This is a genomic window from Polaribacter sp. (genome assembly GCF_965660385.1).
In the GTDB taxonomy this organism is placed as follows: domain Bacteria; phylum Bacteroidota; class Bacteroidia; order Flavobacteriales; family Flavobacteriaceae; genus Polaribacter.
The window spans coordinates 1-3,842 of the sequence record NZ_CBFHZT010000105.1 but is presented as its reverse complement, the minus strand read 5'-3'; the positions used below and the strand labels follow the sequence as shown (position 1 = coordinate 3,842).

The following is a 3,842-nucleotide window of genomic DNA, read 5'->3' as shown; positions in this document are numbered from 1 at the left end:
TCCAAGGGTACAAATCCATTAGAGGGCAGAGTTGTATATCATGAGTATGATAATAAAGGTAATCCAATAGAGGTAAGTAAAAAAGATGGGACCCATATCGTTTATATTTGGGGATATAATAAGACTCAGCCTATTGCTAAGATTGAGAACGCTACATATTCACAAGTTCAAAGTCAAGTTGCTAATTTGCAAACTAGGTCTAACAATGATAATGACAGAACTCAAGGTACTTTTGGTAATGAAGGTCAATTACGAAATGCTTTAACCGCGCTAAGAAATTCTTTACCAAATTCTCAGGTAACGACTTTTACATACGATCCATTGATTGGAGTTACAAGTATAACAGACCCAAGAGGACAGACGATTTATTATCATTACGATTCATTTAATAGGTTAGAATTTGTCAAAGATAATGAAGGTAATATATTAAGTAAGAACGAATACAACTATAAAAACTAAGCGCTATGAAAAAGTTAATTTTTATATTATTGTTTGTATCTACAACAATGTTGGCACAAACTACTACGGAAAACTTTGTAAAAAGCACTAGTTATCAAGTAGAAACAACAGACGGTTTAAAAAAAAGAAATACAACTATAAATTTATCATCAGATGATAAAATAGAAACTATTACTTATTTTGATGGATTGGGTAGACCTATGCAAAGCATCGCTAAACAAGCTGGAGGTAATAAACAAGATATTATTACACCATTTGTTTATGATGATTATGGCAGACAAACAATTAACTACTTACCTTATGCAAATCCAAATCAAACAGCGGGTACTGGATCTTTAAACTTTAGAACACAGAACTCAGCTTTCTTTACAACTTTAAAAAATAACTATACATCAAAATTCCCTGATGATCTTGACTCAAACCCAAATCCATACAGTGAAAAAAACCTTGAATCTTCTCCATTAAATAGAATTTTAGAGCAAGGAGCACCAGGAGCGGATTGGGCAGTTGATAAAAATAGTGATACCGATCACACCATTAAATTTGAATATCTTTCAAATACTGATTATGATTATGTACGACTATTTGAGGTTGATTTATCGAATGGAAATGACGATCCAGAATTAAAAGACGAAGGATATTATTCTCCTAATGAGCTTTATAAAACCATTACCAAAGACGAAAATTGGTCACCTTCTCAAACCAATTCTTGGGATCATACCACTGAAGAATATAAAGACAAACAAGGACGTGTGGTCTTAAAACGTACTTTTAGAGGTAATTGGTTAGACACCTATTATGTGTACGATGACTTTGGCAACTTAACCTATGTCTTGCCTCCAAAAGCAGTTACTTTAAACACTGTACAAAATCCATATTATGGTGACTTAGGTGATTATTTTGATATTTCTAATATGTTACTCACTGGAGGCGGAGATGCTGAATGTATTATTTGGGATACAAACGATGGGTTTAGTATTGCTATAGAAATTGATGGTTTTAATGAAGGTACAGCTTTAAAATCTGGAAAAATTGCAGAGATAGACTTTTCCCCTTACGCTCCACCATTAATAGATGTTGTGATGGGAAATATCATCAGTAATGATGGGAATGGAAATACAAAAATAGCTGCTACAGTATATATTAAAGATGGTGATTTGTATTTGAATTCTACAGGAGAAGCTTTATATACACCTAATGGATTTGGAGATTACTCCGAAACTTTTTATGCTGATTTATCAAATTACACTCCAAATATTATTGAAGGCAATACTTCAATATTAAACGGACTTTGTTATCAATACAAGTATGATGATCGCAATAGGTTAATTGAGAAAAAGATCCCAGGAAAGGGTTGGGAGTATATTGTTTATAACAAACTCGACCAGCCAGTAATGACACAAGATTATAACCTATATAGTAATGATAGTTGGCTTATTACTTTTTACGATGCTTTTGGCAGAGTGGTTTGTACTGGTTTAGATAGGTATAATTATTATGATAGAAATTATAATCAACAAAACGCAAATTCATTGTCAGAAATATATGCTACGAGGTTAACTTCCCCTAATAACTCTGTCAATACTCCATTATATTATTCAATTGATTCTAATCCAGGAGAGTTAGAGAAAGTGTATACGATTAATTATTATGATACCTATACTAATGTGCTACCGTCAGGATATACACCTCCAACTGACGTATATAATCAAACCATTACAACAAATACAAAAGGCTTACCTACTGTAAATAAAGTAAAAGTTTTAGATACCAATCATTGGATAACAACAGTAACTCATTATGACAATAAAGGACGTCCTATTTATGTTTGGTCTAAAAATGACTATTTAAAAACTACAAATGTAGTAGAGAGTAAATTAGATTTTACAGGCAAAGTGTTAGAAACTAAAACTACTCATACAAAAAATGATGAAAATGGAATCCTAATTAATGAAATCGAAACCATCAATAAATTTGAATACGACCATGCAGGCAGGTTAAAAAAACAAACACAAACCATTGATGATGCAACTACTTCTGAAGTAATTGTTGAAAATACCTATGATGAATTAGGGCAATTAACCAGTAAAGGAGTGGGTGGTAAAAATGGACAAGCTCGTTTGCAAGATGTAGATTATACCTATAATATAAGAGGCTGGCTTAAAAAAATAAATGATCCAATAAGTTTAGGTAATGATTTATTTACTTTTAAACTAAATTATAACACTTCAGAACATGGAGCTAGCAAACTATACAATGGAAATATTGCTGAAACAGAGTGGCGTACTGCAAATGCAGACAGTAATTTAAAATGGTATAAATATTCTTATGACGCTTTAAATAGATTAACGCAAGCTTTAGACAATAATGCTCATTTTCTTGAGTCACTTTTCTACGACAAGAATGGAAATATTAAGTCTTTGACAAGAAGAGGATTTAATGAAGATAATAGTACCTATGGATTTATTGACGCACTTTCTTATTCATACGATGCTGATAGTAACCAGTTAACAAAAGTAGTAGACAATGCGCCTATTTCTAATAACTTTAAAACCTTTGGATTTAAAGATGGCACCAACACTGGTAATGATTACACCTATGATGCCAATGGGAATATGAAAAAAGACCTAAACAAAGGTATTACCAATATTTCCTATAATCATTTAAATTTACCTACCACAGTAACTATTAATGATGGTGGTAATAATGTTGGAACAATTTCTTATATTTATGATGCAACAGGTGTAAAATTAGAAAAAAAAGTAGGTAATACCTTTACTAAATATGCAGGTAATTATATTTACAAGAAAGACAATACTGGAGAAAAACTTGAGTTTTTCAATCATCCAGAAGGGTATATAAAGAATGAGAATGGTATTTACAACTATGTATATCAATATAAAGACCACTTAGGGAATGTAAGGTTAAGTTATTCCGACGTTGATCATGATGGCTTTATTAATGATGTTTTTTTTGCAGATGGATTAGAAAACCAAACGGGTTGGCCTGGTGCAGTATACGATTCTTCAAAAAAACACTCAGGAGAATATTCTGGTAAAATTGTAAATTCAGGTCCAGGAGAAAGGGTTATACATAGTGATCAATGGATTCCTATTAATAATAGTCAGTCATCAAATTATACATATTCTGGATGGGTCTATTCAGATAATCCATCTGTGGAGATTTTCCTTTTTATGAAAACAGAAAATGAAACAGGATATTTTACATATGTTGATAGCCAAATAACAAGTGCCAAAAACCAATGGGTATATATAGAAAAAACTTTTTCTGTCCCTTCAAACATTAAGTTTTTAAATATTCGTGTTGACAATAATTCAACAGGGACAATATGGTTTGATGATATAAAAATTAAAAAAGAAGGA

At 31.5% G+C, this 3,842-nt stretch carries 2 protein-coding genes; both read left to right on the top strand.

Translation table 11 applies throughout. From position 1 onward, the window contains the following. Window positions 1-459: RHS repeat domain-containing protein (locus ACTG3V_RS15175; protein ID WP_439133019.1), on the top strand; the 459-nt coding region annotated here is incomplete at its 5' end. Window positions 460-464: 5 nt separating this feature from the next. Then, the coding region (locus ACTG3V_RS15170) for a DUF6443 domain-containing protein (protein ID WP_439133018.1) at window positions 465-3,842 on the top strand (3,378 nt) is incomplete at its 3' end.